This is a genomic window from Klebsiella sp. 2019SCSN059 (assembly GCF_021739525.1).
GTDB classification, from domain to species: domain Bacteria; phylum Pseudomonadota; class Gammaproteobacteria; order Enterobacterales; family Enterobacteriaceae; genus Klebsiella; species Klebsiella quasipneumoniae.
Genome location: NZ_JAKKOM010000002.1, coordinates 298313 through 324616 on the forward strand (window position 1 = coordinate 298313; position 26304 = coordinate 324616).

The window sequence follows — 26304 nt, forward strand, 5'->3', positions numbered from 1 at the left end:
AATCAGGCCTTGATGGCTTTCAATACGTTAATCATTTCCAGCGCGGTCAGCGCAGCTTCTGCGCCTTTGTTACCGGCTTTGGTGCCAGCGCGCTCGATGGCTTGTTCAATACTTTCAGTGGTCAGAACACCAAAGGCTACCGGGATTTCGCTGTCCTGAGCGACGTGCGCCAGGCCATTGCTGGCACCGCCAGCCACATATTCAAAGTGGGCGGTACCGCCGCGAATCACCGTACCCAGCGCAATCACCGCGTCATATTTACCGGTTTTCGCCAGTGCGCCAGCCGCCAGCGGCAGCTCGTACGCGCCTGGAACCCAAACAACGGTGATGTTTTCATCTTTTACCTGACCAATGCGTTTCAGGGCGTCAATCGCACCTTCCAGCAGGCTGTCATTGATAAAGTTGTTGAAACGCGCAATGGTGATGGCGACGCGAGCGTCCGGGGTAGCAACGTTAGCTTCAATAATGTTCATACTCTTCCTTCGGGTTCATGTGCCCCGCAAGGGGGGCGGATTTTATCATATTATTCTGAGCGCTGCTTCCTAATAATCAGGAAAGCCTCACGCAGTGGTTAAATGCAGGCAGACATCCGGGCCAACCTGACGTATCTCATTGAATTTGAAATGGGGCGCCTGACTCAGTTCTTCAAGCCCCGGCAGCGCGCATAATCCACGCGCCGCATTGCCTAACAGTTTAGGCGCAATATAGACGATAAGCTCGTCGACCAGGCCCGCCTGCAGCAGCGCCCCGGCAAGCGTGGCCCCCGCCTCCACCCAGACGCTGTTGATCTGCTGTTTGCCGAGCAGCATCATCAGCAGCACCAGATCGAGATGGCCGTTATGTTCCGGAACCAGCAGCGTGCGCACGCTGTCCGGCCACTGGCGCTCATCGGCGCTCAGGCGGGCAAACAGCGTTTCCCCCGCCTGCTGCACAATACGATGCTCGGGCGTGACGCGGTTCTGGCTGTCGATAACGACGCGCAGCGGCTGGCGCAAATTCGCTTCGGGATACAGCGCCTGGGTATCGGCGCTCAGCTCCTGCCAGCGCACGGTCAGCGCCGGATCGTCCGCCAGCACGGTGGCGCTGCTGGTCAGGATAGCATGGCTCTGGGCGCGCAAACGCTGCACGTCGCGTCGCGCCTGCGGGGAGGTGATCCACTGGCTTTCGCCGCTGGCCATCGCCGTGCGGCCGTCCAGCGAGGCGCCCAGCTTGAGCTGGACCCAGGGAAAACCGGTGCGCATCCGCTTCAGGAAGCCCTTATTCAGCGCTTCCGCCTCGTTCATCATCAGCCCGTGGCTGACGTCAATACCGGCCTGCTGCAGACGGTACAGGCCGCGCCCCGCCACCTGCGGGTTCGGATCCTGCATCGCGGCGACCACGCGGCTGACGCCGGCGGCAATCAGGGCGTCGCAGCACGGCGGCGTACGACCGTGGTGGCTGCAGGGCTCGAGGGTGACGTAGGCGGTGGCGCCGCGCGCCTTTTCCCCGGCCATCCGCAAGGCGTGCACTTCGGCATGCGGCTCGCCGGCGCGATAGTGGAACCCTTCGCCGACGATCTCGCCGTCTTTGACAATGACGCAGCCAACGTTAGGGTTAGGATGGGTGGTAAAGCGACCGCGGGCGGCGAGCTTGAGCGCACGCGCCATGTACATTTCGTCCTGCATGGCTTAGTCCTGTAAGCGGGCGATCTCTTCGCCGAATTCTTTGATATCTTCGAAGCTGCGATAGACCGACGCGAAGCGAATATAGGCGACTTTATCCAGTTTTTTCAGCTGCTCCATCACCAGGTTGCCGATCATTTTGCTGGCCACTTCGCGCTCGCCGGTGCCGCGCAGATGGGTTTTGATATGGTTGACCGCCATTTCGACGTCATCGGCGCTGACCGGACGTTTCTCCAGCGCTTTCAGCATCCCACTGCGCAGCTTGTCTTCGTTGAAGGGTTCACGCACATCGTTACTCTTCACCACCCGCGGCATGACCAGCTCCGCCACTTCGAAGGTGGTAAAGCGCTCATTACAGACCAGACACTGCCGACGGCGACGCACGGAAGAGCCTTCCCCTACCAGACGAGAGTCGATCACTTTGGTATCCACGGCGAAACAGAAAGGGCAATGCATAGCGCGTCCTGACAGGTAGTTAAACTGAAGGGTAGTTTACCGCGAAGTGACCTGACTACAAAGAAAGAGCTTTTGAGACAAAGGATCTATGGGAGAGTCAGGCGGTTTGGCTACCATTAAGCATCCTCTGCAAACGGAATCCTGACCATGACAAGACGTTACCTGAAACTCGCCATCGCGGGCAGCCTGTTTACCCTGACCGCCTGCGCCCAGCAAAGCGAAATCCGCCAGATGCACCAGAGCGTGAGTACGCTGAGCCAGGAGATGACCCAGCTCAATCAGCAAACGATCAAAATTACCCAGCAAAACGCGCTGAACGCGAAATCCACCCGCGGCGTCTATCTGCTGCCGGAGGCGAAAACCCCGGCGCGGCTGGAGAGCCAGATCGGCACCCTGCGCATGTCGGTGGCGAGCATTACGCCGGATGGCGACGGGTCACGCCTGACCTTACGTATTCAGGGCGAATCCAACGATCCGCTGCCGGCCTTTACCGCCACCGTCGCCTCCGGACAGATCACCGGCACTACCCACAGCTACCAGGAAGTGAATGTTCAGGATCAATTGATCAGCGCCCCGGCCAGCATTCTCGCCCCCAGCGATGTCGATATCCCGCTGCGCCTGAACGTGACGCCGGACAAAGTCGGTTTTATTCTCGTCCACGATATCCAGCCAGCCGCCGCGCAGTAAGCCTTGCCGCCGGGCTTCCCCCTGCCCGGCGACGTCCCGTCCCGTTATTCTTATCCACTTACAACTTTTCGCAAGAGTTCATTAGAAATCGTTCTGCATCGCGATTTTCAGTAGCATTTTGTCAAGAAATGCATAGAATCGTGAACGCAATCGATTACGCATGTTCTGGTTATGTGAAACAACACGTATTTTTGTGAGCAATGATTCCTATAATAGACCCCCACAGAAACACGAAATATTTAGAAACGCTTCGGCACTTCTTTTAACGCCTTCAGGCTCAATTTAAACAGTGGCATTACTATGAAAAAAACATTACTGGCAGCGGGTGCGGTTGTGGCGCTCTCCACTTCTTTTACCGCGGGCGCGGCAGAAAACGACAAACCGCAGTATCTGTCTGACTGGTGGCACCAGAGTGTTAACGTGGTGGGCAGCTACCACACCCGTTTTGGACCGCAGATCCGTAACGATACCTACCTGGAATACGAAGCGTTCGCCAAAAAAGACTGGTTTGATTTCTACGGTTATATTGATGCCCCGGTATTCTTCGGCGGCAACAGCACGGCAAAAGGTATCTGGAACAACGGCTCCCCGCTGTTTATGGAGATCGAACCGCGCTTCTCTATCGATAAGCTGACCAACACCGACCTGAGCTTCGGGCCGTTCAAAGAGTGGTATTTCGCGAACAACTATATCTACGATATGGGCCGCAATGACTCCCAGGAGCAGAGCACCTGGTATATGGGTCTGGGTACCGATATCGACACCGGCCTGCCGATGAGCCTGTCGCTGAACGTCTACGCCAAATACCAGTGGCAGAACTACGGCGCGTCCAACGAAAACGAGTGGGACGGCTACCGCTTCAAAGTGAAATACTTTGTGCCGCTGACCGACCTGTGGGGCGGTTCGCTGAGCTACATCGGCTTCACCAACTTCGACTGGGGCTCTGACCTCGGCGATGACAACTTCTACGATCTGAACGGGAAGCACGCGCGCACCAGCAACTCCATCGCCTCCAGCCATATCCTGGCGCTGAACTACGCGCACTGGCACTACTCGGTAGTGGCCCGTTACTTCCATAACGGCGGCCAGTGGGCTGACGATGCCAAGCTGAACTTCGGCGATGGCGATTTCAGCGTCCGCTCAACCGGTTGGGGTGGTTACTTTGTGGTTGGTTACAACTTCTGATTGCTGAAACGGCAGGACAGCGCCCGGGCCTCCCGGGCGTTTTTATTTCTCCCACACGTCGCAGCGGACCTTGCGCAGAAAATCGCTTAACGAGCGGTCGGCGCACTCGCTGAATCGACGCTCGGTCGCCCTGACCGCCAGACAGCGGTCGAGGCGAAAGTTGCGATAATCATTGCGCAGCTCGCACCAGGCCACCAGCAGCCAGCGCTCCCCCCAGAAAAACAGCCCCAGCGGCAGCACGTCGCGCTCGGTCACCCGACCGGACTCATCCTGATAGCGCAGCGCCAGCACCTGCTGGCCGGAGACCGCCTGATGAATGACGTCAAAGAAGGTTTTGGCATAGCGATGGGCGCCGAGATCGGGGGCAAACAGGCGGGTCTGCTCCGCCTGGCGCCGGCGCGCCTCCGGCAGGATCGCCAGCATCTTCTCCTGGGCAGACTCCAGCGATTGCGACAGCGCCTCGCCGCCCCAGGTTTTCAGCAGCCGGATCGCGGCGATCAGCGCTTCGGATTCTTTGGTGGTCAGCATTAGCGGTGGCAGATCGTAGCCCGCCAGCAGGCGATAACCGCTCCCCGCCTCGCCCTCCACCGGCACGCCGGAGAGGGAGAGATCGCGAATATCGCGATACACGGTGCGCTCCGACACGCCCAGCCGCTCCGCCAGCAGCGCGGCGGTGGTGAGCCGCCTGCCGCGCAGGATCTGCACAATCTGAAATAAACGGTCGGCGCGTCGGGTCATGTCTCACTTCACAAAAAGTTCAGGTTAAGCCGGTTGGTGCAGGCCGACGCGGTTGCCCTCGCTGTCAGTAAACAGCGCGATGGTGCCAATATCATTCGGCAGCGTCAGCGGCCCGAAAACGCATGCCCCACCCGCCGAGGCAATGCGGTCGAGGGTGGCGGCAAGATGGTCTGTATGCAGGTAAATAATAGCGCCCTGCGCAGAGGGCGCGATACCCTCAAATTTGGCCAGCGCGCCGCCGGGGGCCGGATCCTGATGCGGGAACACCGCCAGCTCGGCGCAGTCCATGGTTTCGCGACGCAGCGTCACCTGCATCACCGGCTCATAAAACGCGACGGCGCGATCCATATCGGCGACCGGAATTTCAAACCAGTTAATCACGTTATTCATACTTCCTCCTGCTCGTTAGTGAGTTCAGAAGGAGTGTATGGGAGGGCTCCTGACAGCATGCTGTCAGCAGGTTTTGTCGCGGGCAAAAAAAATCCCGGCCGCCTGGCCGGGATTGCGTTATTTCAACTGAACTGTATTACGGCAGAATAGACGGCTGGTCCGCCCCTTCTTTTTCGACCTTCTGCTGCAGCAAATGCTCGCGCTTCATGCCCAGCTTCAACGCCAGCGCGGAGGCGACGTAGATAGAAGAAGCCGTACCGATGGAGACACCGATCAGCATGGTCAGCGAGAAGCCTTCCAGAATCGGGCCGCCGAACAGGAACAGCATCAGGATCACCATCAGGGTGGTCCCGGAGGTGATCAAGGTACGGTGCAGCGTCTGGGTCAACGACACGTTGAAGATCTCGTACGGCGTACCGCGGCGGATCTTACGGAAGTTTTCACGGATACGGTCCGATACCACGATACTGTCGTTCAGCGAGTAGCCGATAACCGACATCAACGAGGCCACAATGGTCAGGTCGATCTCGATATGGAATAGCGACAGCACACCCATGGTGATCACCACGTCGTGCGCCAGGGCGATAACCACCCCCGCCGCCAGACGCCATTCGAAGCGGAAGCCGACGTAGATCAGGATACAGACCAGCGCGGCAATCAGCGCCAGGGCGCCGGTTTGCGCAAGGTCCGCGCCGACGCTCGGGCCGACAAACTCAATACGCTTCACCGCCGCGTTCTGGCTGGTCGATTCGTTAATCACCGTCACGACCTTGCTGCCCAGCTCCTGGCTGACGTTGGCGTCATGCACCGGCGGCATACGTACCATGATGTCGCGGCTGCTGCCAAAGTTCTGCACCTGCGGCTCTTCAAAGCCCGCTTTCTGCAGGGAATCGCGCATCTGGTCCAGATCGACCGGCTTCTCAAGGGTAATTTCGATCACCGTACCGCCGGTGAAATCGAGACCCCAGTTAAAGCCGCGGACGCCGATGATGGCGATCGACACAATCAGCAGAAAGCCTGAAATGCCGAAGGCCCAGTAGTCCCAGCGCATAAAGTCCCAGACTTTACGGCCGTGGTTCAATTGTTCAACAGTATATTCCTGTGCCACAACGCACTCCTCAGATAGACAGCTTTTTAACGCGCTTGCCGCCGTACAGCAGGTTCACGATGGCACGGGTGCCGACGATAGCGGTAAACATTGAGGTCGCGATACCGATACCGGTGGTAATCGCAAACCCTTTAATGGCACCGGTACCGACCGCGTACAGGATGATCACTTTGATAAGCGTCGTCACGTTGGCGTCAAAGATCGAGCTGAACGCGCCGCGATAACCTTCGTCAATCGCCTGCTGAACGGTACGCCCGTTGCTCAGCTCTTCTTTGATACGCTCGTTGATCAGAACGTTAGCATCGACCGCCACCGCAAGGGTTAACACGATACCCGCGATGCCCGGCATGGTCAGCGTCGCCCCCGGGATCAGGGACATAATGCCGACAATCAGCACCAGGTTGGCAATCAGCGCCGAGGTCGCAATCAGACCGAACTTCTTATAGAAGAGGATCATGAACAGGATAGAGACCACCAGACCGGCCAGACAGGCTTCCAGACCCTGCTTGATGTTCTGCATGCCAAGGGTTGGGCCGATAGTCCGCTCTTCGACGATCTGAATCGGCGCAATCAACGCGCCGGCACGCAGCAGCAGCGACAGCTGGCGCGCTTCGTTCGGGTTGCTGATACCGGTAATACGGAAGCTGTTGCCCAGACGCGACTGGATGTTGGCGATGTTAATCACCTCTTCCTCTTTCGCCAGGATAGCGCGACCGTTGGCGTCTTTCTTACCGCTGTCTTTATACTCCACGAACAGGGTCGCCATCGGCTTGCCGATGTTGTCCTTGGTGAAGTTGGACATGATGTTGCCACCCGCGCTGTCCAGCGAGATGTTGACCTGCGGCTGGTTGTACTCATCCATGCTGGAGGTCGAGTCGGTGATATGGTCACCGGTCAGGATCACCCGCTTGTACAGCACCACCGGCTGGCCTTCACGCGTCTCTTTCACTTCCGAGTCGCCCGGCACGCGGCCAGAGGCGGCGGCGGACTGGTCCACGTTGGTATTGACCAGACGGAACTCGAGGGTCGCGGTCGCGCCAAGGATCTCCTTCGCCCGCGCGGTATCCTGGATACCCGGCAGCTCAACCACGATGCGATCAGCGCCCTGACGCTGAACCAGCGGTTCGGCGACGCCCAGCTGGTTCACACGGTTACGCAGAATGTTAATGTTCTGCTGGACCGCATACTCACGAGCTTCTTTCAGGCGCTCATCGGTCATCACCGCTTTCAGGCTGTTGTCACCCTGAGAGGAGATCACCAGATCGCGATGGCGAGGGCTGAGATAAGAGATAGCCTGGTCGCGCGCCGCGCTGTCGCGGAAGACGATGCTCAGACCATAGTTGTCTTCCTTGCGCACGGTCGCGTAAGGAATGCCTTTGTCGCGCAGCTCGCTGCGCAGGCTATCGATGTTCTGTTCCTGCAGTTTGCCTAACGCGGTGTCCATGTCGACTTCCATCAGGAAGTGCACGCCGCCGCGCAGATCAAGACCCAGCTTCATCGGCTCGGCATAGAGTGCCGCCAGCCAGCGTGGGGTTGCCGGAGCAAGGTTTAGCGCCACGACGTATTTGTCACCCAACACGGTAAGCAGCGCTTCACGCGCGCGCAGCTGGGTATCAGTGGTGTCGAAGCGCGCAAGAATAGCGCCCTCTTCCAGTGCCACAGACTTCGCGGTAATTTTTTCTTCTTGTAAAGTTTTCTGGACCTGGATCAGCGTTTGCTCACTGGCGGCGACGCCGCGCGCGCCAGTGATTTGAACAGCCGGATCCTCACCATACAGGTTGGGAAGCGCATAGATCAGGCCGACGACAATGACGACGACCAGCATGACATACTTCCACAAAGGATAACGGTTTAACACGGCAGTTCCCTTTGGGAAAAGTTAGATTACAGCGCCTTCATGGTGCCTTTCGGCAGAACGGCAGCAACGAAGTCACGTTTGATAACCACTTCAGTGGTATCGTTCAGCGCGATAGCAATGTAGCCAGTTTCCGCTACTTTGGTCACGCGACCGACCAGACCGCCGTTGGTCAGCACTTCATCACCTTTGGCGATGGAGTTCATCAGGTTCTTATGTTCCTTGGTGCGCTTCTGCTGTGGACGCAGGATCATGAAGTAAAAAATCAGACCGAACACCACCAGCATCAGAATCAGAGACATCGGGCTGCCCTGCGCCGGTGCACCCGTTGCCGCTACCGCATCAGAAATAAAAAAGCTCATTGAAATTCCCTCATTATTAAAATTAATCAACGTTCAAAGGAGGCACGGTGCGCCCCTGACGTTGGTAAAAATCGGTCACGAAGCTCTCTAATTTACCCTCTTCGATAGCCTTGCGTAAACCAGCCATTAAACGCTGATAGTAGCGCAGGTTATGAATGGTATTGAGACGCGCGCCCAATATTTCGTTGCAACGGTCAAGGTGATGCAAGTAAGCGCGTGAATAATTGCGACATGTATAGCAATCACACTCGGCGTCCAGCGGTGCGGTATCGCTTTTGTGCTTCGCGTTGCGGATTTTCACCACGCCGTCGGTGACGAACAGGTGGCCGTTACGCGCGTTGCGCGTCGGCATGACGCAGTCGAACATATCGATACCGCGACGTACCCCTTCCACCAGATCTTCCGGCTTCCCGACGCCCATCAGGTATCGTGGTTTATCGGCCGGGATCTGCGGGCAGACGTGCTCCAGAATACGGTGCATGTCTTCCTTCGGCTCGCCGACCGCCAAACCGCCGACAGCGTAGCCATCAAAGCCAATCTCTACCAGACCTTTCACCGAGATATCACGTAAATCTTCGTAAACGCTGCCCTGAATGATGCCGAACAGCGCATTTTTATTGCCAAGGCTATCGAAACGGTCGCGGCTGCGCTTCGCCCAGCGCAGAGACATCTCCATCGAGCGCTTGGCGTAATCCCAGTCCGCCGGGTACGGCGTACATTCGTCGAAGATCATCACGATGTCGGAACCGAGATCGTACTGAATCTCCATGGATTTTTCCGGATCGAGGAAAATCGGATCGCCGTTGATCGGGTTACGGAAGTGGACGCCCTGTTCGGTGATCTTACGGATATCGCCAAGGCTGAACACCTGGAAGCCGCCGGAGTCGGTCAGGATCGGTCCTTTCCACTGCATAAAATCGTGCAGATCGCCGTGCAGCTTCATGATCTCCTGACCCGGGCGCAGCCACAGGTGGAAGGTGTTGCCGAGAATAATCTGCGCGCCGGTGGCTTCCACCTCTTCCGGCGTCATCCCTTTGACGGTGCCGTAGGTGCCAACGGGCATAAAGGCCGGTGTTTCCACCACGCCGCGCTCAAACACCAGGCGACCGCGGCGGGCGCGACCGTCGGTGGTATCCAGTTCAAATTTCATGCTTGCTCCTGCGTCAGAAAAACAGTCCGACGTTTTGATACTCGCCACGGAATGATTCCGTGGCTAAAAATGCGTCATGGCGTGCCAAAAGCCGGCGGGCCGGCCTTTTCAGGGACGCTCAGAAATAGCCTGCGGATTGTACGTGATAAACATCGCATCCCCGTAGCTAAAAAAGCGATATTTCTGCTCTACCGCTACCTTATAGGCGTTCATGGTGTGCTGATAACCCGCAAACGCCGACACCAGCATAATCAGTGTGGATTCAGGGAGATGGAAGTTGGTCACCAGCGCATCGATCACCTGGTACTGATAACCCGGATAGATGAAAATCTGCGTATCGTCGAAGAACGGCGCGATCAGGGCGTCTTTCGCCGCCTGCGCCGCGCTCTCCAGCGAGCGTACCGAGGTGGTGCCCACCGCGATCACGCGATTGCCGCGCGCTTTCGCCGCCAGCACCGCATCGACCACCTCCTGCGGCACTTCCGCATATTCTGAGTGCATAGTGTGCTCTTCAATGCTGTCGACGCGCACCGGCTGGAAGGTACCCGCGCCCACGTGCAGGGTGACAAACGCCATCTCAACGCCTTTAGCGCGCAGTTTGTCCAGCAGCGGTTCGTCGAAGTGCAGACCCGCGGTCGGGGCGGCTACCGCGCCCGGCCGGGTGCCGTAGACGGTTTGATAGAGCTCGCGGTCAGCGTCTTCGTCCGGGCGATCAATGTAGGGCGGCAGCGGCATATGGCCGATCCCGTTAAGGATCTCCAGCACCGGGCGCTCGTCGTTAAATTCCACTTCAAACAGCGCGCCGTGACGCGCCAGCATGGTGGCCTGAATGCTCTCGTCGTCGCCCAACAGCAGCTCGGCGCCCGGCTTCGGCGCTTTCGAGGCGCGAATATGGGCGAGGATGCGCTTATCATCCAGCATCCGCTCCACCAGCACTTCAATCTTGCCGCCGCTGGCCTTGCGGCCGAACAGACGCGCCGGGATCACCCGGGTGTTGTTAAACACCAGCAGATCGCCGGGATTGAGCTTATCGAGGATGTCGGTGAAGGTGCCATGCGTCAGCGCGCCCGTCGGCCCGTCCAGGGAGAGTAAGCGGCAACTACTGCGCTCAGGCATCGGATAGTGGGCGATCAGGGATTCGGGTAGTTCAAAAGCAAAATCGGTAACGCGCATGACGATAACTCAGACTGAATAAAGAGGCGGGTAGTCTAGTGCCGGGGCGGTCTGCCTGCAACCTTTACCCCTCCGGATGAATGACATAATCTATATTCCAAATCATTCCGAATGCCGCCATGCGGCAGCCGAATGCATCACCGGTGGCAGAGGGCCGCGCGCGGCCAGACAGCACGCCATCCGGGCACCGGGGCTGCCGTTCAGGGCGACGCGCAGCGCTACACCGCTCACTCTGCCCGCCAGAAAGTATTTGAAGGATGTCGTCACTATGAATTTTCTCGCCCACCTGCACCTGGCCCATCTCGCCGACAGTTCGCTGCCCGGCAATCTGATGGCCGACTTTGTGCGCGGCAACCCGCAGGGCGACTATCCGGCGGAGATTGTTGACGGCATCTATATGCATCGGCGGATTGACGTGCTGACTGACAACCTGGCGGAAGTCAAAGAGGCGCGGGAGTGGTTTCGCCCGCAGACCCGCCGGGTCGCCCCGATCACCCTCGACGTCATGTGGGATCATTTCCTGTCGCAGCACTGGGCGCAGCTCTCCCCTGACCTGCCGCTGGAGGAGTTCGTGCGCTACGCCGAGCGGCAGATCGTCCCCATCCTGCCCGACTCGCCGCCCCGCTTCGTCAATCTCAACCAATATCTGTGGTCGGAGCGCTGGCTGGAGCGCTATCAGGAGATGGATTTTATTCAGCGCGTGCTTAACGGCATGGCCAGCCGCCGCCCGCGTCTCGAGGCGCTGCGCGACTCCTGGCAGGATCTGGATACCCACTATGACCGGCTGGAGGGGCAGTTCTGGCGCTTTTATCCGCAGATGATGCGTCAGGCGAAAAACAAACAGCTGTAATCGCTGCGACATTGATAGGTAAAAGCTGGCTGAACGATTGTCGGTGCCTCTTTGTGTTATTGGCGGACAGGCTCTATACTTGCCGGCGTTGCGTTTTAAATAACCTTAGTAATTACAGGAGAATCAAATGGTTCTGGTCACTCGTCAAGCGCCGGATTTTACTGCAGCCGCTGTGCTGGGTAATGGTGAGATCGTTGAGAAATTCAATTTCAAACAGCACACCAACGGTAAACCTACCGTTCTGTTCTTCTGGCCGATGGACTTCACCTTCGTTTGCCCGTCTGAGCTGATCGCGTTCGACAAACGTTACGAAGAATTCCAGAAACGCGGCGTGGAAGTGGTTGGCGTTTCCTTCGACTCCGAGTTCGTGCACAACGCATGGCGTAACACCCCGGTAGACCAGGGCGGTATCGGCCCGGTTAAATACGCGATGGTTGCTGACATCAAACGTGAAATCCAGAAAGCTTACGGTATCGAGCATCCGGACGAAGGCGTTGCTCTGCGTGGTTCCTTCTTGATCGACGCTAACGGCGTGGTTCGCCACCAGGTGGTTAACGACCTGCCGCTGGGCCGTAACATCGACGAAATGCTGCGCATGGTTGACGCGCTGCAGTTCCACGAAGAGCACGGCGAAGTTTGCCCGGCGCAGTGGGAAAAAGGAAAAGAAGGTATGGCTGCCTCTCCGGAAGGCGTTGCAAAATACCTGACCGAAAACGTCTCCAGCCTGTAATCGGCACACGTTTTTATAAAAGGCTCGCTCAGGCGGGCCTTTTTTGTTAGCGACGTCAAAATTTAGGAAAATGACCCGGCGATATTTGTGACCAGGAATACACTTCTGCCGAAAAATTTCGCTCTGCCTCTCATTTATTCTCTGGCAAATTTCAGCGCCAAATCTCAAGCACTCCATAACTCCCTGAAAATCATATAAATTATTTATATGGTTTTCTGCCAGCACTTTGCCGTCGATGTGATCGCCATCAATATTTAAAACCGCGGATGTGATCTCATCCATCATTTTTATCAATGTATTTGGTCATGATTTTACTCAGGAACAGGAATACGTTCAGGAGAAGAGAATGGATATTATTTTTGACCCGACGTTAATCGCCCTGAAGCAGAATATTTCCCATGCGGAAGAGGCCATCGAACTGGCGGGTTCATTACTCGCCAGGCATCAGATTTGCAGCGCCGAATATGTCAGCGAGATGCTGACGGTATACGAAGATTTTGGCGCCGCCATCGTGATAGATGACGGGATTGCCATGCCGCACGCCCGCCCGGAAAAAGGGGCATTGCAGACCGGATTTTCGCTTGTCACCACCGCCACGCCAGTGACCTTCGGCCACGATGAGTTCGATCCGGTTACCGTCGTCATCGCCATCGCCGGCGCCGATGCTGACAGTCATATCAAAATGATCCAACTGATAGCCTCGCTGATCGAGTCAGATATCGTGACCTTTCTTCAGCAGGAAACTGACGTGAATTCAGTCTTACATTTCATCCAAAAACAAATGGAGTAGTCATTATGTTAGTTATCAGAACGGTTTGTGGTAACGGTATTGGCAGTTCATTGATGGCTGCGAATAATGTGAAGAAGATTTGTGAAGAATTAGGTATCAAAGCGGACGTCGCCTCGGTCGATTTTGCTAACGCCGTCGGGGAAAAAGCCGACCTTTATGTCACGATCAAAGAACTGGCAAATCAATTTCCGGCCCACTGTCATGTCGCCATTATTCGCAGCTATGTCCATAAAGCAAAAATCGCCGAGGATATTACCGACGCGCTGATGAAAATTGCTGCGACTCACTCTTAATCAGCATAGAGGGAACGACCATGCAGGCTATTCTTAGTTTCTTAACGGAAATATTCAGTCAACCCGCTTTTTTAATGGGGCTTATCGCCTTCGTTGGCTTAGTGGCGCTGCGCTCCCCCGGCAACAAACTCCTTACCGGCACATTAAAGCCGATTTTAGGCTATTTGATGTTGAGCGCTGGCGCAGGCGTTATCGTTGCCAATCTCAACCCGTTGGGCGGCATTATCGAAGCGGGATTTAATATCCGCGGCGTTATTCCGAACAATGAAGCCATTGTCTCCGTCGCCCAGAAGATGCTGGGCGTGGAAACCATGAGTATTTTGCTGTTGGGCTTTATTTTCAATCTGATCATTGCCCGCTGCACAAAATATAAATATATCTTTCTCACCGGTCATCACTCATTCTTTCTCGCCTGCCTGTTCTCCGCCGTCCTGCAGGCGGCGGAGTTCCAGGGCTGGATGTTGATCCTGATCGGCGGATTCCTGCTGGGCTCATGGTCGGCCATCTCCCCCGCCATTGGCCAGCGTTACACCAGGCAGGTAACCGAGGACGGCGGGATCGCCATGGGCCATTTCGGCTCACTGGGCTACTACCTCTCGGCGTGGATCGCCAGCCGGACCGGTAATCCGGCAAACTCCTTCGCCGATACCGAAATCTCAGAGAAATGGGGTTTTCTGCGCGATACCACCGTCACCACCGGTATCGTGATGTTTGTCATCTACTTTGTCTGCAGCGCTGTCGCCGGGTCGGCGTACCTGAGCACCATCACCGACCAGAACATGCTGATCTTCTCCGTGCTGACCGGTCTGCAGTTCGCCGTTGGCGTAGCCATTGTCTACAACGGCGTGCGCTTGATCCTGGGCGATCTGGTGCCGGCATTCCAGGGCATCAGCCAGAAACTGATCCCAGACTCCATCCCGGCCGTTGACTGCGCGGTGTTCTTCACCTTTAGCCCCACCGCGGTGGTGGTGGGATTCATCAGCTCCTTTGTGGGCGGGCTGGTCGGGATGCTCATGCTCGGCGGACTGGGCATGGCGCTGATTATTCCCGGCATGGTGCCGCACTTCTTCTGCGGCGGTACCTCCGGGGTCTTTGCCGACAAGCTGGGCGGTAAGCGCGGTTGTATCATCGCCGCCTTTATCGGCGGGATCTTCCTGGCCTTCCTGCCGGCGATGCTGCTGCCGGCGCTCGGCAACCTCGGGTTTGAAAACAGCACCTTCGCCGATTTCGACTTCGCGGTGTGGGGCATCATTATCGGTAACGCGTTTACCCAGTTTGGCCAGGTCACTATCTACCTGATTTGTCTGGCGCTGCTCGTCGCGCTGCTGGCGCCTTTCTGCTTCCGTCAGGTACGGGTGGTGGGCAACACGCTCAGCTATGAGGAGCTTATCGCCAAGCAGAAAAATGAATAAGCGAGGTCATTTTTCCCGGCGGGACGGTCAAGCTTCCCGCCGCTGACAAATAATCAGGAGTGGTTATGGCTATTTTGTCCATTGGATTTGCTTGTTTCGATCAGTTTTTCTTTCTCAATGAATGGCCCCAGGAGAATACTAAAAACTTTAGTCATGATTTTATCGAAAGCGGCGGCGGCCCGGCGGCCAATGCGGCCTGGCTGCTGGGATTATGGGGGGAGGAGGTCTATTACATCGGCCATCTGCATCAGGATCTTTACGGTCAGCGCATTATCGATGAGTTTGCCGAAGCGGGCGTGGATACCAGCCAGGTGGTTTTCTCCGATGACATGATCACCCCGCTGGCCTCGGTGCTCGTCAATCGCTTAACGGGTTCGCGGACGATTATTACCCGCAAGATGCAAACACCGCCTTCCCTGACCTACGATCAAAAGCTCAAACTGGACGATCTCGCCGAGCGACTGATTGCCGCCGAGGAGCCAGTCACTATTTTAATTGACGGCCATGAGGCGGAAATCAGTGAATATTTAATTAAGAAACTGCCCAACGCCAGAGTCGTGATGGACGGTGGGTCACTGCGTGCCAGCAATATTAAACTGGCGGCCTGGACCGACTATTTTGTGGTGAGCGAACATTTTGCCCGCGACTATATGAGCTATCGCTCGCTGAGCACCGAAGCAGAAATTAAAGCGGCGCTGATTGAGCTGAATAAAATTTGCCGCGGCGAGGCATTTATTACCCTTGGCGAAAAAGGCTGCGCTTTTTTAAAAAGCGGTATGCTGCAGATCGTTCCTTCCTGGCTGTGCAATGCCGTGGATACCACCGGAGCCGGGGATGTATTTCACGGCGCCTTCACCTATGGCGTCCACTATTCATGGCACATAGATAATATTATTTTATTTGCCAGCCTCACCGCCGCCATTTCTATTGAGAAAAAAGGGGTACGGGAATCTATGCCGGACCTGGCGGTCGTCCACCACTCGTTAAATAGCTACGAGAGAAACTTAAAGCAATATTTTGAAGAATAACTGTATTTAATAAATATCAAGAGGTGAATATGTTAGTGTCGATGAAGGACATGCTTCAGCATGCCCTGAGGGACGGCTACGCCGTCGGTCAGTTCAACATTAATAATCTGGAATGGGTGGGCGCCGTATTAAGCACCGCCCAGCAGTGCCGCTCACCGGTTATTTTGGGCGTGTCCGGCGGCACGGTTAAGCATATGCTCGGGTTAAAATGTATTCATGACATCGTGGTTAACGCCATGGAGTATTTACATATTGATGTTCCGGTGGCGCTGCATCTGGATCATGGCACCACCCGGGAGGCCTGCGAAGCGGCGATCGCCGCCGGCTTCAGTTCCATTATGTTTGATGGCTCACATCTGCCGTTCAGGGAAAACCTGGCCATTACCCGCCATCTGGTGACGCTGGCGCACAGCAAAGGTATCTCCGTGGAGGCCGAACTGGGGACTATCGCCGGTAGCGAAGACGGCATTGTCAATTCCGAAGTCATCTATGCCGATCCGCAGGAGTGCTACACCCTGGTGACAGAAACCCAGGTGGACTGCCTCGCCGCCGCGCTGGGCTCCACCCATGGCCTGTATAAAGGCAAAGCCAGGCTGGGATTTAGCGAGATGAAAGCCATTGCCGAGCGGGTGAAGGTTCCGCTGGTGCTTCATGGCGGCACCGGTATTGCCGATGAGGATATGCGCCGGGCGATTGCCTGCGGCACCGCCAAGATTAACGTTAATACCGAAAATATGTACGCCTGGTGCCAGCAGGTGAAGGCGATCTTCGCTGCCGATACCGGGCACGATGTGAACGATCCGCGGAAAGTGATCGCCCAAGGGCTGCAGCCGGTACGCGAGATGATTGCCCGCCGCATGGCGCTATTTGGCTCACAGCAGCGCTATTGATGCGTGAAAGGTGGCTGAGACCTCCGCCCCTGAGCTACCGGGGCGGAGGCGTCAGGCATCAGAAGGCAAAGCAGGAGCAGCCCAGCACGCCCCAGAAGGCCTGCTCGTCGGAGACCGGGATCGACGATTTCCGCGCGATATCATGCTGATGGCCGTGAACGCCGCAGCTACCGCAGCACTGGTGCATCTGCACGATCGCGCCGATTTTCGCGGCGGTCGGCGGAGCGGAACGGTAATGGCCCGGGACCTTCACCACCGGCGACCACTCCGGCAGCACCGGAATGGGCGGCGGCGCCAGCGGCGAGAAGTGACCGGCGGCATACACCACTTTGCCGTCAACCACCGTCAGCACCGACTCAATGCCTTTGATCTCCTCTTCCGCGACGCTGAAATAGTCCTTCGACAGCACCACCAGATCGGCAAGCTGACCGGCGGCCAGACGGCCCTTTTTCCCCTGCTCGCTGGAGAACCAGGCGCTGCCCGCCGTCCACAGCTCCAGCGCGACATCGCGCGGCAGCCGGTTGTTGTCGTCATACATCGCCATCCCGCCGACGGTGCGCCCGGAGACCAGCCAGTACAGCGCGGTCCACGGGTTATAGCTGGCGACGCGGGTGGCATCGGTCCCCAACCCTACCGGTACGTCCAGCTCCAGCATTTTCGCCACCGGCGGCGTATGTTTCACCGCCTCTTTGCTGTAGCGATCGACAAAATATTCGCCCTGGAAGGCCATCCGGTGCTGCACCGCAATGCCGCCCCCCAGCGCCTTCACCCGCTCAATGTTGCGCTCGGTAATGGTCTCGGCATGGTCGAAGAACCAGTGCAGGCCATTAAACGGAATGTCGCGGTTCACCTTCTCAAACACGTCCAGCATCCGGCTGATGGACTCGTCGTAGGTGGCATGCAGGCGGAACGGCCAGCGATGTTCCACCAGGTGGCGCACCACCCGCTCCAGCTCATCCTCCATGCCTTGCGGCAGATCCGGCCGCGGCTGCAGGAAATCTTCAAAATCCGCCGCCGAAAACACCAGCATCTCGCCGGCGCCGTTGGCGCGATAGAAGTCGGTCCCCTGCCCCGGCTTCAGCATGTCGGTCCAGCGTTCGAAGTCCTCCAGCTCCTGCTTCGGCCGCTGGGTAAACAGGTTGTAGGCGATGCGCACGGTCATTTGCTCTTTCGCGTGCAGCTGTTCGATAATTTCGTAATCTTCAGGGTAGTTCTGGAAACCGCCCCCGGCGTCGATGGCGCTGGTCAGCCCCAGCCGGTTCAGCTCGCGCATAAACTGGCGGGTGGAGTTCACCTGCAGATCCAGCGGCAGCTTCGGCCCTTTGGCCAGGGTGGCGTAGAGGATCATGGCGTTTGGTTTGGCGATCAGCATCCCGGTCGGGTTGCCGTGGCTATCGCGGACGATCTCGCCGCCCGCCGGATCCGGCGTCTCTTTGGTATATCCCACAGCTTTCAGCGCCGCGCGGTTCAGCAGCGCGCGATCGTAGAGATGCAGCACAAATACCGGCGTATCGGGCGCCGCGTCGTTTAGCTCTTCCAGGGTCGGCATCCGTCGTTCGGCGAACTGGAATTCGCTCCAGCCGCCGACCACCCGCACCCACTGTGGGGAGGGTGTGCGATCCGCTTGCTCCTTGAGCATTCGCAGCGCATCGGCCAGCGAGGGCACCCCCTCCCAGCGGAGCTCAAGGTTGTAGTTCAACCCACCGCGGATCAGGTGCAGGTGAGAATCGTTGAGGCCCGGGATCACCGTATGCCCTTTGAGATCGACGATCTGCGTCCCCTCGGCGGCAAAGCTCATGATCCGATCGTGGCTTCCGGTGGCAACAATTTTTCCGTCGGCGATGGCCACGGCTTCCGCCAGCGGATTCGCGCGATCGAGGGTATGAATCTGGCCGTGGGTCAGAATCAGTGTGGCAGTTTGCGACATAACGCACTCCTTGGGGAGGCTGACTCAGTTTTTCTTCAACCAGCCAGCAAACAGGCGGGTCACGATGGGCATCCAGAACCAGACCACCAGCGCAACCACGCAGGCATCATTGATCAGGTGCAGCAGCAGGCTCCCCTTCAGCGAGGGCAACAGCATGCCGGTCACCGCCGGCACCAGGTTGGTGCTGGGGAAAATCACCAGCAGGGTGATCAGAAACTGTTTCCAGCGCCGCGGCTGGCGCACATTCGCCACCGGCGGGGTAAACCAGAAGGCCGGTTCGGTCCGCACCTCCGTCCGATCGCCCTCCGTCAGCAGCGGGGCAATCTCCGCCACCAGCTGACGACGGGTTTCCGACTGCGTCCAGGCGTAGAGATGCTCCAGGGTGTCGAAGCGGATAATCACGCTCCACAGATTCTGCCCAGCGGCGGGCCGGATCACATTCGCCCCGAGATGGCCGGGAAATTCAGCCGCGATGGGCATGATTTTGCCGAGCCACTCTTCGTAGCGCTGGCCGTGTTGCGGATCGAGCAGATGGCTGATGACCAGGGTCACCGATTTTTGCTGCGCCATAAAGAGTTCCTTGCTTCAGGAGAATGGCAGGATTGCTCCTGCCATTAGCGATAAATGGCTCTGCACAACATCATTCATGCTGCGTCTGGGCGGACAAACGCAGCCAACAAAGAGGCAGCTTGAAGGATGAAGTGAGTTACGCTTTACGCTCTGGCGCGCCGTGCACCATGGTATAAGCGTAATCCACGCCCATCCCGTAGGCGCCGCTATGTTCGCGCACCAGGTCCATGACCGCATCGTAAGTCGCTTTGCGCGACCAGTCGCGCTGGTACTCCAGCAACACCTGCTGCCAGGTCACCGGCACCGCACCCGCCTGCACCATCCGGTCAATAGAACGCTCATGGGCGTCGACAGAGGTACCGCCGGAGGTATCGGTGACCACATACACTTCGTAGCCCGCCTCCAGGGCCATCAGCGCCGGAAACGTCAGGCAAACTTCGGTCCACAGAGCGGAGATCACCAGCTTTTTACGGCCGGTCGCTTTCACCGCCGCGACGAAGGCATCGTCTTCCCAGGAGTTCATTGAAGTACGCTCAATCGGCTTGACGTCAGGATGCACGGCCAATAATTCCGGCCAGATATAACCGCTGAAGCTTTTGGTCTCTACGGAAGTGTAAATCACCGGTACATTAAAAATTTTGCCGGCTTTGGCCAGCGCCACGGTGTTATTTTTGAGGGTCTGGCGATCGATATTCGCCACGCCAAATGACATCTGTGGTTGATGATCAATAAAGATAAGGGCAGAATTAGTGGGATCGAGCAGTTCACGAATAGACATTAAATACCTTCTTAATCAATGAGTTAAAAAGATGACATGATGGTTAATGCGTCGTGTAGATCCTGACTGATAAAGCATGGTGAGTATAGCCAGTTATTTCTAACAAGTTATTAAAGTTTTTTTGTGATTTATATTTTGTCGGCGGTTAGTATTGACTCACGCCAGCTTTCATCAAATTTTTACGTCAAACTGTTCTGATTTATTCACTGGCATTGATTATTGCGCTTAGGTACAACAAGGGAAAAATAAATTAATGGAAGCCCCTGATGCGCGTAAACTTTGATGTTCTGATGATCCTTGATGCGCTGGACCGACACGGATCCTTCGCCACCGCCGCGGAGTCGCTGTATAAAACCCCCGCCGCGCTGAGCTATATGATCCAGAAGCTGGAGAACGATCTGGACATTGTCTTATTGGATCGCTCCGGTCACCGGGCGAAGTTTACCGATACCGGGCGATTGATGCTCGAGAAAGGACGCCAGCTGTTGAGCGCCGCCAGAGATCTGGAAAAGCAGGCCCAGCAGCTAAGCGCCGGCTGGGAGCGAGAGCTGGCGATCGCCCTCGACGCCTCGTTTCCCTTTTCAGCCCTGCTGCCGCTGATCGCCGAGTTCTACGCGCAAAACCCGCAGACGCGGCTGAACTTCAGTCATCACACCCTCGCCGGTTCGTGGGAAGAGCTGACCCACCATGGCGCGGATATTATCCTCGGCGCCATCAATGAGCCGCCTACCTCCGCCGAGTGGTCATGGCAAACCCTTGGCGCGCTGGATAACATTTTCGTGGTCGCCCCGACCCACCCGCTGGCCGGCGCGGAAGCGCCGCTCAGCAATAAGCAGCTCAGCCAGCACCGGGCGGTAGTGATCCGCGACAGCGCCCGTTATTGCCATCCGCTGAACAGCAACCTGCTTGATGAACAACCGCAAATCGGCGTCGATGATTTCGCCAGCAAAGTCGAACTGCTGTGCGCCGGGCTGGGCTGCGGCTTTCTGCCGCGTCATATCGCCCGCCCGTGGCTGGAAAAAGGCTGTCTGGTGGAGAAAAGCGTCGCCTGCTGGCGGGAAAAAGATATCACCTACATGGCCTGGCGCAGCGGGAATGACGGGCTGGCTCAGCGCTGGTGGCGGGAGGCGCTCCTCCGCGACGACCTGCTGAGCCAGCTCTATCGTTAACGGCCGGACCAGACGCAGGGGGAGATAGCCGGGAGGGTCAGCACCCCGTCATGGAAGACGCCAGCGCCTTCCTGCAGCGTCCAGGCCCCCACGTCCAGCAGCGGCGAATCCTCGATAACCACCTCGCAGGCTTCGCCGCGGTTAATCGCCACCAGCACCCGCTGCTGTTTATAAACGCGGACAAACACCACCACGTTATCCTCGGCGTAAATCACCTGGCAGCCGCCGTAGCGCAGCGCCTGCTGGGCTTTACGCAGTTTCGCCATCCGCTGATACAGCGCCAGCAGCTGGGTATCCTGCAGCGCCGGATCCCACGGGAACGGTTTACGGCAGAACGGATCGTTATTGCCATCCACGCCCACCTCGTCGCCGTAGTAGATGCACGGTACCCCCGGCCAGCTGAACAGCCACACCACCGCCAGCGGCAGGCGCGCTACGTCTTTGCCAAGGAGAGATTTAAAACGCGCCGTATCATGGCTGTCGAGCTGATTGAACATCCGTAGCTGCTGCTGATGCGACAGCCCGGCGCGATAATTATCCATCCACGCCATACAGGTCTGGGCGTCTATCTTCTGCGGATCGTAAGAGATATCGGTATTGGCAAGGAATCCCCAGATCGGGAAAGTGAAGCCGCGGTAGTTCATTGCCGAATCTTCGGCATCCGCCTGCAGCCACTGGCGCGCGTCGCCAAAATGTTCGCCAAAGACAAAGGCTTCCGGCTGCGTTTGCTTCGCCGCCTGGGTGATGCCGGCGATATGCCGCAGGTTATTTCGCGCCCCGCCGCCTTCGCCGAGCATATGCACCACGTCCAGACGCCAGCCGTCCATGCTCCACGGCGCCTTCAGCCAGTGGCGTACGATGCTGTCCTCGCCGGCATAGATCTCGTTGACCAGGCTGGTCGACCGATAGTCGAGCTTCGGCAGACTGGCATAACCCAGCCAGTTGTGCGCCTGCCCCTCCCCGGAGAAGGTAAACCAGTCGCGCCACGGGGAGTCCGGATGATGGCCGGCGCCGCCGCTGCCCTGCTGGTGACGGTCGAACCAGGGATGGGAATCGCCGGTATGGTTGAACACGCCGTCGAGGATCATGCGCATTCCCGCCCGCTGGGTGTTATGGCGCAAGCGGAGCAGCGCCGCGTCGCCGCCAAACTGCGGATCGACGCGCCGATAATCCTCTGTGTCATATTTATGCACGCTGGGGGCGGCGAAGACCGGGTTCAGATACAGGGCGGTCACGCCGAGCTGCTTCAGGTACGGCAGTTTTTCGCTGATGCCGTCGAGATCGCCGCCGTAGAAGGTCGAACCGCCCGCCTCGCCGGTAAGCGGTTCGTCCCACGCCTTGCGCACAATCTCCCGTCCCGCCGCGTGATGGTAATAGACCGCGTCCTGTTCGGCGTCACGCGCAGCGCTGCGGGCAAAGCGATCGGGGAAAATCTGATAGAAAACCTGATCGGCCACCCACTGCGGGCCGGCGTCCGGCAGGTCGACGGCGAACTGCTCCAGCCTGGCCGGCGGAAAACGGCTGAAGCCCTGCGGCGTAAACCAGCGCTGATGGTCGGCCCACAGCAGCTTAAAGCTGTAGCGGCGGCGCGGCTGACCGCTGGCGAGATGGATTTCACCGCGCCATGCCACCACCCCCGGCCTCGGCGCCTGGCGGAGGCGCTGCATCGGCAGCGACAGCTCTTCGTTATCTTCTTCCGCGCGCAGCGTGATCCGCTGCGGCAGCGACTCACCGCTTAACCACAGGGTAATAAACAGTCGGTCCTGTTGCACCTTGATAAAGGGTGCAACCGGAAGGTGCCATGCCTTCAACATCGTGAATCCTCATTGTGCAGAATGGGCACACCTTGCCATAGCCGTCAGGCGCAGAACTCATCGTCACAGGATTTTTTGGGGGAGGATAACGGGGGAGGACGTGGGTCGGCAAGCCGCCCCGGTCGCGCGATGCTGACCGGGGCGATGTCGATTACTGAGCCTGCGCCAGGCGGCGCTCGCGACGGGTCTTAAAGACCCAGCCCAGCAGCAGCAGCGCAATCCACGCCATACCGACATACAACGAAATGCGGGTGTCCGGATGATAGCCGATCAGGGCGATAATAAACGCCAGGAACACCAGGCCGACAACCGTGGTCGCCACCCCGCCGGGGACTTTGAATTTCAGGGCCTTGACCTCCTCCGGCGACAGACGGCGGCGGAAGGCAATCTGCGACAGCAGGATCATAATCCACACCCACACGGTGGCGAAGGTGGCCAGCGAGGCGATCACCAGGAAGACGTTTTCCGGCATGATGTAATTGAGGTATACCGCAAACAGCAGCGCAATGGTCATCACCATCACCGTCACCCACGGAATACCGCGACGCGAGGTTTTGGCGAACACCTTCGGCGCGCTCCCCTGCTCGGCCATGCCGTGCAGCATACGGCCCACGCCGAACACGTCGGAGTTAATCGCCGACAGCGAGGCCGTCAGGACCACGAAGTTAAGAATGCTGGCCGCGAAGGTAATGCCCAGATGCTGGAAGGTCAGGACAAAGGGGCTGCCGTCGGTACCCACCTGGTTCCACGGATAGATAGACATAATGACGAACAGCGTGCCGACATAGAACACCAGAATGCGCATCGGCACCGAGTTGATGGCGCGTGGAATGGATTTCTCCGGATCTTTCGCCTCACCGGCGGTAATGCCGATGATTTCAATACCGCCGTAGGCGAACATCACCATCTGCAGCGACATCACCATTCCCAGCCAACCGTTGCTGAAGAAGCCGCCGTTGCTCCACAGGTTATGAATCCCCGTCGGCTGGCCGCCGTTGCCGATCCCCCAGATAATGATGCCGAACCCGGCGAGGATCATGATGATGATGGTGGCCACTTTGAAGAACGAGAACCAGAACTCCAGCTCACCAAACACCTTGACGCTCATCAGGTTGACGGCGCAGATGATCAGCACCACGCTGAGCACCCAGATCCAGTGCGGCACCGTCGGGAACCAGACGCCCATGTAGATCCCGAAGGCGGTGACGTCGGCGATGGCGACAATCAGGATTTCAAAGCAGTAGGTCCAGCCGGTGATATACCCCGCCAGTCCGCCGAGGTTTTCCTGGGCATAGCGGGAGAATGAGCTGGCGGAAGGGTTATGCACCGACATCTCACCGAGCGCGCGCATAATGATATATGCCGCGACGCCGCCGATAATGTAGGCCAACAGTACGCTGGGTCCGGCCATTTTAATCGCGTCGGCTGAACCGTAAAAAAGCCCGGTGCCGATGGCGGATCCCAGGGCCATAAAGCGAATGTGCCGGGTGCTTAGCCCGCGCTTAAGCTTGTTACTACTTTCCATCGTGGTTTTTCAATGCCGTTTAACACAAAAAATAAAAAACCACGGAACCCGAAGTCCCGTGGTTAAACGCTTGTCCTCAACGCCGGTTAGTGCGCGCTGGAGGTCACCTGACGTCCGGCGGCACGGTCCCAGATCACCGCGAGAATTGCCATCACGGCGGTCGGCATCAGCCAGGCCAGGCCCTGCTCCGCCAGCGGCAGACGCGCGGTCCAGGCCGGCAGGATAGCGGCAAACGCCGATGACTTAATCCCGTCAATGATACCAAACATCAGACTGATAAACATGGCCGGCGCGATAACACGGGACGAATTATGCCACCAACTGCGGGTAAAGCTTAATACAACCAGTGCGATACACGGCGGGTAGATAGCGGTCAGCACCGGAATCGACACCTGAATCAGGTGGCTCAGACCGAGGTTGGAGACCGCCATCGAGAACAGGCCGAGGATAAAGACCAGCGTGCGATAGGAGAACGGCAGATACTGGGCAAAGAATTCGGCGCAGGCGCAGGTCAGGCCCACCGCCGTCACCAGGCAGGCGATGAAGATCAGCGCCGCCAGCAGGAAGCTGCCCGCCCCGCCGAAGGTATGCTGCACGTAGGCGTGGAGGATCGCCGCGCCGTTAGCGGACTGGTCCACGAGGGTGGCGCTATCCGAGCCCAGACGGAACAGCGCCAGATACAGCAGGGTCAGACCGACGCCTGCCATCAGGCCCGCCCAGACGGTGTAGCGGGTCAACAGACGCGCTTCGCTGACGCCGCGGGAGCGTGCGGCATTAACAATCACGATCCCGAACACCATCGCGCCGAGGGTGTCCATGGTCAGGTAGCCGTTGACGAAGCCATTGGAGAATGGCGCGGTACGATACGCTTCCAGCGCGTCGCTGATCGGGCCTGCCGGCCAGACAATAGCGGCGACCGCCAGCACAATCAGGGCGATAATTTTCAGCGGCGCCAGGAAGTTGCCCACCGTATCCAGCAGTTTGCCCGGATAGAGCGAGACCAGGATCACCAGCGCGAAGTAGATAACGCTGTAGATCAGCAGCGGCAGCGGGCCGTCGCCGGTCAGCGGCGCAATCCCGACTTCAAAAGAGACGGTCGCGGTGCGCGGGGTCGCGAACAGCGGTCCCACCGCGAGATAACACACCACCGCCAGCAGGATACCAGCCACTTTACCAATCGGGGTGCTCAGGCTTTCAACGCCGCCGCCGACTTTCGCCAGCGCCACCACCGTCAGCACCGGCAGACCCACCGCGGTGATCAGGAAGCCGATCGCCGCCGTCCAGACGTGCTCGCCCGCCTGTAAGCCAACCATCGGCGGGAAAATAATGTTGCCTGCGCCAACGAACAACGCGAAGGTCATAAAGCCCAACGCTATGATGTCGCGAGATTTTAACTGATGGGTCATAAATTCATTACTGCCTGTGGATGTGGTGTTGTAAAAAAATGGAAAAATACCGCGCTACCCTCTCAGGGACGATACAGCGGCGATTGCCGGTAAACTCAGCGAGATATGCTCCCGAAGCGGCGTGGGAAAGAATTGTTTTTGGTATTACCACGCAAAAGCAGTCTGTCATCGACTGCGCAGGCGCAATTTAAACGCTTATAACGTTTTAAAGCAAGGCACGATCGCAAAAGCAGATGATTATGCTGGTTATCAGTTTCACGCCAGAATCATTTACCATATTGATGGAAAACCCGTGGCTTATCATGCGAACAAAAAAGCAGCGCGCGTTCATTAAATAGGCGAGAGAAAAACGACTGC

26 protein-coding genes and 2 pseudogenes are annotated in these 26304 nt (G+C 57.7%); 10 read left to right on the top strand and 18 right to left on the bottom strand.

Annotated features, from left to right (window positions below; genetic code table 11):
* Positions 1-2: 2 nt before the first annotated feature.
* The 3 genes from ribH to nrdR form a co-directional block, all read right to left on the bottom strand.
* A complete protein-coding gene (gene ribH / locus L2I46_RS04110) occupies positions 3-473 on the bottom strand; it encodes a 6,7-dimethyl-8-ribityllumazine synthase (RefSeq protein ID WP_001021161.1) in 471 nt (156 codons plus the stop codon).
* Between the two features lie 87 nt (positions 474-560).
* A complete protein-coding gene (gene ribD / locus L2I46_RS04115; protein WP_032453582.1) occupies positions 561-1664 on the bottom strand; it encodes a bifunctional diaminohydroxyphosphoribosylaminopyrimidine deaminase/5-amino-6-(5-phosphoribosylamino)uracil reductase RibD in 1104 nt (367 codons plus the stop codon).
* Between the two features lie 3 nt (positions 1665-1667).
* Positions 1668-2117 (bottom strand): transcriptional regulator NrdR, encoded by a 450-nt coding sequence (gene nrdR / locus L2I46_RS04120; RefSeq protein WP_002890417.1) that lies wholly within the window; start codon positions 2115-2117, stop codon positions 1668-1670.
* A 147-nt stretch (positions 2118-2264) separates the two neighbouring features.
* Between nrdR and L2I46_RS04125 the strand changes: the two genes are divergently transcribed.
* On the top strand, positions 2265-2804 hold the full coding sequence (locus tag L2I46_RS04125) for a DUF3251 domain-containing protein (protein WP_236947564.1): 540 nt from the start codon (positions 2265-2267) through the stop codon (positions 2802-2804).
* 300 nt (positions 2805-3104) lie between these two features.
* A complete protein-coding gene (locus L2I46_RS04130) occupies positions 3105-3989 on the top strand; it encodes a nucleoside-specific channel-forming protein Tsx (protein ID WP_004204836.1) in 885 nt (294 codons plus the stop codon).
* A 42-nt stretch (positions 3990-4031) separates the two neighbouring features.
* Here L2I46_RS04130 and L2I46_RS04135 read toward each other — a convergent pair whose 3' ends face one another.
* From L2I46_RS04135 to L2I46_RS04170, 8 genes and pseudogenes are all read right to left on the bottom strand, one after another.
* Positions 4032-4727: a helix-turn-helix transcriptional regulator gene (locus L2I46_RS04135; RefSeq protein ID WP_023288594.1), complete on the bottom strand. Its 696-nt coding sequence runs from the start codon at positions 4725-4727 to the stop codon at positions 4032-4034.
* 24 nt (positions 4728-4751) lie between these two features.
* Positions 4752-5117 carry a VOC family protein gene (locus tag L2I46_RS04140; protein ID WP_012968837.1) on the bottom strand — a complete coding sequence of 122 codons (366 nt, stop codon included), beginning with the start codon at positions 5115-5117 and terminating at the stop codon, positions 4752-4754.
* A 136-nt stretch (positions 5118-5253) separates the two neighbouring features.
* Positions 5254-6225, bottom strand: a complete 972-nt coding sequence (gene secF / locus L2I46_RS04145; protein ID WP_008805371.1) for a protein translocase subunit SecF — start codon at positions 6223-6225, stop codon at positions 5254-5256.
* A gap of 10 nt (positions 6226-6235) precedes the next feature.
* Positions 6236-8083, bottom strand: coding sequence for a protein translocase subunit SecD (secD, locus tag L2I46_RS04150; RefSeq protein WP_008805370.1), 1848 nt, complete (start codon positions 8081-8083; stop codon positions 6236-6238).
* 26 nt (positions 8084-8109) lie between these two features.
* The gene (gene yajC, locus L2I46_RS04155) at positions 8110-8442 is read right to left on the bottom strand and encodes a preprotein translocase subunit YajC (RefSeq protein ID WP_002890398.1); all 333 of its coding nucleotides are present in this window, start codon (positions 8440-8442) and stop codon (positions 8110-8112) included.
* A gap of 22 nt (positions 8443-8464) precedes the next feature.
* Positions 8465-9592 (bottom strand): tRNA guanosine(34) transglycosylase Tgt, encoded by a 1128-nt coding sequence (tgt, locus tag L2I46_RS04160; protein WP_002890395.1) that lies wholly within the window; start codon positions 9590-9592, stop codon positions 8465-8467.
* Positions 9593-9700: 108 nt separating this feature from the next.
* Complete coding sequence (queA, locus tag L2I46_RS04165; RefSeq protein ID WP_004204841.1) at positions 9701-10765, bottom strand: tRNA preQ1(34) S-adenosylmethionine ribosyltransferase-isomerase QueA; 1065 nt, start codon at positions 10763-10765, stop codon at positions 9701-9703.
* Positions 10766-10829: 64 nt separating this feature from the next.
* Positions 10830-10945 (bottom strand): annotated as a pseudogene (locus L2I46_RS04170) (hypothetical protein).
* 88 nt (positions 10946-11033) lie between these two features.
* On the opposite strand from L2I46_RS04170, the gene acpH reads away from it, so the two are divergent.
* A complete protein-coding gene (gene acpH / locus L2I46_RS04175) occupies positions 11034-11615 on the top strand; it encodes an ACP phosphodiesterase (protein ID WP_023288592.1) in 582 nt (193 codons plus the stop codon).
* 127 nt (positions 11616-11742) lie between these two features.
* On the top strand, positions 11743-12345 hold the full coding sequence (locus L2I46_RS04180; RefSeq protein ID WP_004178733.1) for a peroxiredoxin: 603 nt from the start codon (positions 11743-11745) through the stop codon (positions 12343-12345).
* A 126-nt stretch (positions 12346-12471) separates the two neighbouring features.
* Here the strand turns inward: L2I46_RS04180 and L2I46_RS04185 are convergent.
* Positions 12472-12636, bottom strand: a pseudogene (locus tag L2I46_RS04185) (hypothetical protein); the annotation flags it as partial.
* Between the two features lie 55 nt (positions 12637-12691).
* Between L2I46_RS04185 and L2I46_RS04190 the strand changes: the two are divergent.
* The 5 genes from L2I46_RS04190 (at position 12692) to fba (ending at position 16758) form a co-directional block, all read left to right on the top strand.
* Entirely contained in the window at positions 12692-13135 is a 444-nt protein-coding gene (locus L2I46_RS04190; RefSeq protein ID WP_023288591.1) for a PTS sugar transporter subunit IIA, read from the top strand.
* Positions 13136-13140: 5 nt separating this feature from the next.
* Entirely contained in the window at positions 13141-13428 is a 288-nt protein-coding gene (locus tag L2I46_RS04195; RefSeq protein WP_017898931.1) for a PTS sugar transporter subunit IIB, read from the top strand.
* A gap of 20 nt (positions 13429-13448) precedes the next feature.
* Complete coding sequence (locus L2I46_RS04200; protein WP_032453580.1) at positions 13449-14840, top strand: PTS ascorbate transporter subunit IIC; 1392 nt, start codon at positions 13449-13451, stop codon at positions 14838-14840.
* A gap of 65 nt (positions 14841-14905) precedes the next feature.
* Complete coding sequence (locus tag L2I46_RS04205) at positions 14906-15868, top strand: carbohydrate kinase family protein (RefSeq protein WP_236947565.1); 963 nt, start codon at positions 14906-14908, stop codon at positions 15866-15868.
* 35 nt (positions 15869-15903) lie between these two features.
* Entirely contained in the window at positions 15904-16758 is an 855-nt protein-coding gene (gene fba, locus L2I46_RS04210) for a class II fructose-1,6-bisphosphate aldolase (protein WP_072199152.1), read from the top strand.
* Between the two features lie 58 nt (positions 16759-16816).
* On the opposite strand, the gene L2I46_RS04215 is transcribed toward fba, so the two are convergent.
* The 3 genes from L2I46_RS04215 to L2I46_RS04225 all read right to left on the bottom strand — a co-directional run bounded on the left by L2I46_RS04215 (position 16817) and on the right by L2I46_RS04225 (position 20033).
* Positions 16817-18685, bottom strand: a complete 1869-nt coding sequence (locus tag L2I46_RS04215) for an amidohydrolase (RefSeq protein WP_236947566.1) — start codon at positions 18683-18685, stop codon at positions 16817-16819.
* Between the two features lie 24 nt (positions 18686-18709).
* The gene (locus tag L2I46_RS04220) at positions 18710-19255 is read right to left on the bottom strand and encodes an antibiotic biosynthesis monooxygenase (RefSeq protein WP_023288586.1); all 546 of its coding nucleotides are present in this window, start codon (positions 19253-19255) and stop codon (positions 18710-18712) included.
* Positions 19256-19391: 136 nt separating this feature from the next.
* Complete coding sequence (locus L2I46_RS04225) at positions 19392-20033, bottom strand: hydrolase (RefSeq protein ID WP_002890357.1); 642 nt, start codon at positions 20031-20033, stop codon at positions 19392-19394.
* Between the two features lie 266 nt (positions 20034-20299).
* On the opposite strand from L2I46_RS04225, the gene L2I46_RS04230 reads away from it, so the two are divergent.
* Positions 20300-21202: a LysR substrate-binding domain-containing protein gene (locus tag L2I46_RS04230; protein ID WP_023288585.1), complete on the top strand. Its 903-nt coding sequence runs from the start codon at positions 20300-20302 to the stop codon at positions 21200-21202.
* Here L2I46_RS04230 and malZ read toward each other — a convergent pair.
* The 3 genes from malZ to brnQ all read right to left on the bottom strand — a co-directional run bounded on the left by malZ (position 21199) and on the right by brnQ (position 25947).
* The gene (malZ, locus tag L2I46_RS04235) at positions 21199-23016 is read right to left on the bottom strand and encodes a maltodextrin glucosidase (RefSeq protein WP_236947567.1); all 1818 of its coding nucleotides are present in this window, start codon (positions 23014-23016) and stop codon (positions 21199-21201) included. The genes L2I46_RS04230 and malZ overlap by 4 nt on opposite strands.
* Positions 23017-23167: 151 nt before the next feature.
* Positions 23168-24541 carry a proline-specific permease ProY gene (proY, locus tag L2I46_RS04240; protein WP_023288583.1) on the bottom strand — a complete coding sequence of 458 codons (1374 nt, stop codon included), beginning with the start codon at positions 24539-24541 and terminating at the stop codon, positions 23168-23170.
* Between the two features lie 86 nt (positions 24542-24627).
* Positions 24628-25947: a branched-chain amino acid transporter carrier protein BrnQ gene (gene brnQ, locus L2I46_RS04245; protein ID WP_023288582.1), complete on the bottom strand. Its 1320-nt coding sequence runs from the start codon at positions 25945-25947 to the stop codon at positions 24628-24630.
* Positions 25948-26304 lie beyond the last annotated feature (357 nt).

What these genes read in the sequence shown, in the direction of transcription:
- malZ (WP_236947567.1), bottom strand. Translation starts at nt 23,016, where the DNA reads ATGTTGAAGGCATGGCACCTTCCGGTTGCACCCTTTATCAAGGTGCAA.
- L2I46_RS04205 (WP_236947565.1), top strand. Translation starts at nt 14,906, where the DNA reads ATGGCTATTTTGTCCATTGGATTTGCTTGTTTCGATCAGTTTTTCTTT.
- L2I46_RS04230 (WP_023288585.1), top strand. Translation starts at nt 20,300, where the DNA reads ATGCGCGTAAACTTTGATGTTCTGATGATCCTTGATGCGCTGGACCGA.
- ribD (WP_032453582.1), bottom strand. Translation starts at nt 1,664, where the DNA reads ATGCAGGACGAAATGTACATGGCGCGTGCGCTCAAGCTCGCCGCCCGC.
- L2I46_RS04225 (WP_002890357.1), bottom strand. Translation starts at nt 20,033, where the DNA reads ATGTCTATTCGTGAACTGCTCGATCCCACTAATTCTGCCCTTATCTTT.
- L2I46_RS04215 (WP_236947566.1), bottom strand. Translation starts at nt 18,685, where the DNA reads ATGTCGCAAACTGCCACACTGATTCTGACCCACGGCCAGATTCATACC.
- brnQ (WP_023288582.1), bottom strand. Translation starts at nt 25,947, where the DNA reads ATGACCCATCAGTTAAAATCTCGCGACATCATAGCGTTGGGCTTTATG.
- L2I46_RS04125 (WP_236947564.1), top strand. Translation starts at nt 2,265, where the DNA reads ATGACAAGACGTTACCTGAAACTCGCCATCGCGGGCAGCCTGTTTACC.
- yajC (WP_002890398.1), bottom strand. Translation starts at nt 8,442, where the DNA reads ATGAGCTTTTTTATTTCTGATGCGGTAGCGGCAACGGGTGCACCGGCG.
- L2I46_RS04140 (WP_012968837.1), bottom strand. Translation starts at nt 5,117, where the DNA reads ATGAATAACGTGATTAACTGGTTTGAAATTCCGGTCGCCGATATGGAT.
- L2I46_RS04190 (WP_023288591.1), top strand. Translation starts at nt 12,692, where the DNA reads ATGGATATTATTTTTGACCCGACGTTAATCGCCCTGAAGCAGAATATT.
- L2I46_RS04180 (WP_004178733.1), top strand. Translation starts at nt 11,743, where the DNA reads ATGGTTCTGGTCACTCGTCAAGCGCCGGATTTTACTGCAGCCGCTGTG.
- L2I46_RS04130 (WP_004204836.1), top strand. Translation starts at nt 3,105, where the DNA reads ATGAAAAAAACATTACTGGCAGCGGGTGCGGTTGTGGCGCTCTCCACT.
- nrdR (WP_002890417.1), bottom strand. Translation starts at nt 2,117, where the DNA reads ATGCATTGCCCTTTCTGTTTCGCCGTGGATACCAAAGTGATCGACTCT.
- tgt (WP_002890395.1), bottom strand. Translation starts at nt 9,592, where the DNA reads ATGAAATTTGAACTGGATACCACCGACGGTCGCGCCCGCCGCGGTCGC.
- proY (WP_023288583.1), bottom strand. Translation starts at nt 24,541, where the DNA reads ATGGAAAGTAGTAACAAGCTTAAGCGCGGGCTAAGCACCCGGCACATT.
- L2I46_RS04135 (WP_023288594.1), bottom strand. Translation starts at nt 4,727, where the DNA reads ATGACCCGACGCGCCGACCGTTTATTTCAGATTGTGCAGATCCTGCGC.
- L2I46_RS04195 (WP_017898931.1), top strand. Translation starts at nt 13,141, where the DNA reads ATGTTAGTTATCAGAACGGTTTGTGGTAACGGTATTGGCAGTTCATTG.
- L2I46_RS04220 (WP_023288586.1), bottom strand. Translation starts at nt 19,255, where the DNA reads ATGGCGCAGCAAAAATCGGTGACCCTGGTCATCAGCCATCTGCTCGAT.
- ribH (WP_001021161.1), bottom strand. Translation starts at nt 473, where the DNA reads ATGAACATTATTGAAGCTAACGTTGCTACCCCGGACGCTCGCGTCGCC.
- L2I46_RS04200 (WP_032453580.1), top strand. Translation starts at nt 13,449, where the DNA reads ATGCAGGCTATTCTTAGTTTCTTAACGGAAATATTCAGTCAACCCGCT.
- acpH (WP_023288592.1), top strand. Translation starts at nt 11,034, where the DNA reads ATGAATTTTCTCGCCCACCTGCACCTGGCCCATCTCGCCGACAGTTCG.
- queA (WP_004204841.1), bottom strand. Translation starts at nt 10,765, where the DNA reads ATGCGCGTTACCGATTTTGCTTTTGAACTACCCGAATCCCTGATCGCC.